This is a genomic window from Butyrivibrio sp. (assembly GCF_024699075.1).
In genome coordinates this window covers 1-2,041 of the sequence record NZ_JAILQF010000327.1, presented here as the reverse complement: position 1 = coordinate 2,041, position 2,041 = coordinate 1, and the positions used below count along the sequence as shown (strand labels likewise).

The window sequence follows — 2,041 nt, the reverse complement described above, 5'->3', positions numbered from 1 at the left end:
ATTGATGCTTGATAAAATTGATGTATTTACTCACAGTAGTATTAGAATAAGGGGAGAGTTTGCAACTGTATATTTTGACCCCTTTCAGATGAAGGAAGCGCCTCATGACGCAGATTATGTGTTTATAACACATGATCATTACGATCACTTTTCTGCTGAGGATATAAGGAAGGTCATCAAGGATACCACTATTTTGGTAGCACCTGAAAGCATGATAGATGACGCGATGGAATTTGAGCGCGAGGTCAAAGAAGTTATAGGTCTTAAGCCGGGGAATTACCGCACGATAAATGGTCTCGAAGTTGAGACTGTGCCAGCTTATAACACTTTAAAGCCTTTTCACCCAAGACGCGCAGAGTGGGTTGGATATATAGTAAAGCTTGATGGTAAGAGTATATATGTCGCAGGCGATACGGGTCTTACCAAGGAGGCTAAAAATGTTAAGTGCGATATAGCTCTTGTGCCGATAGGCGGTACATATACTATGGATGCAAAAAGAGCTGCGGAGCTCACCGACATAATAAGGCCTGAGTATGTTATTCCTACTCATTATGGAAGCATAGTTGGCAATAAAGATGATGCCAAAACTTTTGAATCACTTATCAAGTCTCCTGCAAAGGTTGTTGAGAAAATCCAGTATTTTAGCTGATTTAAGAAATGCATATGTTTTCAAAAGGTATTTTTTATACCTATATTATTCACAAGAATGGAGGACATGAAAATGGGAAATGGTTTAGACATCACTGAGATCATCAAGAAGATCAGTGGCAACAAGGAACTGATGGCGCAGATTGCAAAGGTTGATCCTAAGCAGGGTGTTGAGCTTTTGAAGAAGGCCAACATTAATGTGGATGAAGACGACATCAAGAAGATTCAGGCAACAGTAGCTGATGGCAAGCTTGATCTTGGCGATATCAAAAATCTTGCAGGTGGAATATTCGGTAAGTAATAATTTCAAAGCCGCGACTATTATAATGGCCGCGGCTTTGTCATATAGTGACAGTAGCGTAAAAATGCTATTTGGTTGTAACAGGTGGAATAGTTGGTATCATTAGTACTGACATAGAGATACGTCCCTGTATTTCTATGCATGTCGAAGTTACATCCTGTAATTACCGACATAGAAATACATCCCTGTATTTCTGAACATGTCGAAGTTACGTCCTGTAAATGCTTATGGAACTTAGATAAAAAAGGAGAACTCAAAATGGTCAAACACGTAATCTTATGGACTTTAAAGGACGAATTATCATCTTCAGAAAAAGAAGAAATCAAGAAAAATATTAAAGAGGGGCTTGAAGGCTTAAAAGGCAAAGTCCCCGGAATAGTAGATATTAAGGTATATATAGACGGCCTTGCATCATCAAATGCTGATCTTATGCTTGATTCTTCTTTTGAAAGTGAAGATGCCCTTAAGAACTATGCAGTACATCCTGAGCATGTAGCTGTTGCTGATTCTAAGGTAAGACCTTATACAAAGCTTAGAAGCTGTCTCGATTTTGAGGTTTGATAATTTTAAATGTGCGGAAGAGATTATACCTATTCAAGAACTTCATATGAAGTTGAAAATGAGCTTGGTCTTGAACCCGGATCAGTGACTATAAGCGAAGGTGATATCACTCCCGGGATGAGCCCTGTTGTCCTTTCTGCAGTTAGAAACGGTGCAGATTCTGAGATAAAAAAAGTTGAGGATTCTGCAAATAATAACGCAGAAGATAAGAAGATCACTATCTCAAATATGTTTTGGGGCCTGTCTTTTAAGGACAAAAAGCTTATTATCAACGCAAGGTGCGAGTCTGTCTTTAGTAAGAAAATGTTTACTGATGGTATAGAACGAAGAAGGCTAGTGATACCGGCAGCTGGTTTCTACGAATGGGATAGGGACAAGAACAAAGTGTCTTTTTACAAAAAAGACAAAAAGCCTATATATCTTGCAGGCTTTTATGAACTATCAGACAATAAGGATTCATTTGTGATACTTACAACTTCTGCCAATGAGTCAATGATCAGGGTACATGACCGCATGCCTCTTATGATCGAC

Annotated in this window: 4 protein-coding genes; all 4 read left to right on the top strand. The window is 38.8% G+C overall.

Annotated features, from left to right (window positions below; translation table 11 throughout):
• Positions 1 to 649: MBL fold metallo-hydrolase (locus tag K6G87_RS13235; RefSeq protein ID WP_296838188.1), on the top strand; the 649-nt coding region annotated here is incomplete at its 5' end.
• A 72-nt stretch (positions 650 to 721) separates the two neighbouring features.
• Positions 722 to 949: a hypothetical protein gene (locus K6G87_RS13230; RefSeq protein WP_296838186.1), complete on the top strand. Its 228-nt coding sequence runs from the start codon at positions 722 to 724 to the stop codon at positions 947 to 949.
• A 258-nt stretch (positions 950 to 1,207) separates the two neighbouring features.
• Positions 1,208 to 1,510: a Dabb family protein gene (locus K6G87_RS13225; protein ID WP_296838184.1), complete on the top strand. Its 303-nt coding sequence runs from the start codon at positions 1,208 to 1,210 to the stop codon at positions 1,508 to 1,510.
• A gap of 9 nt (positions 1,511 to 1,519) precedes the next feature.
• A partial coding sequence (locus K6G87_RS13220; RefSeq protein ID WP_296838182.1) for an SOS response-associated peptidase occupies positions 1,520 to 2,041 on the top strand: 522 nt, incomplete at its 3' end.